Origin of the sequence: Aquirufa aurantiipilula (assembly GCF_019923745.1) — a bacterium.
Classification (GTDB): domain Bacteria; phylum Bacteroidota; class Bacteroidia; order Cytophagales; family Spirosomataceae; genus Aquirufa; species Aquirufa aurantiipilula.
The window spans coordinates 1-349 of the sequence record NZ_JAANOG010000047.1; the positions used below are offsets into that span (position 1 = coordinate 1).

Consider the following 349-nt stretch of genomic DNA (forward strand, 5'->3'; position numbering starts at 1 on the left):
CACTAAAATGACGAAGACGTCTTTGTGACACACTTTGAAGATACAACTTTTTGTTGGCCATAATTAATAGATTTTAAGTTTAAAATTTTACTTTTAAACGGTCAACCTATTTCAGGCATTGACAAATAGATTCATTCTCAATTCTACATTCTTCATTCTATATTTCCCTAATAACTAACAACTAATCCCTAATATAAAAAAAAGCCCACTAGAAGACTAGCCGGCTTGATAATAATAACTTGGAGCTTACTTACTTTCCCGGGTTTGATCCCAGTATCATCAGCGGTGCGGGGCTTAACTTCTCTGTTCGAGATGGGAAGAGGTGAACACCCGTCCTATCGGCTCCATA

1 rRNA gene is annotated in these 349 nt (G+C 37.0%); it reads right to left on the reverse strand.

Going from position 1 to position 349, the window contains the following annotated elements:
* Window positions 1-237: 237 nt before the first annotated feature.
* Window positions 238-349: ribosomal RNA gene (gene rrf, locus G9H60_RS13290) — 5S ribosomal RNA — on the reverse strand.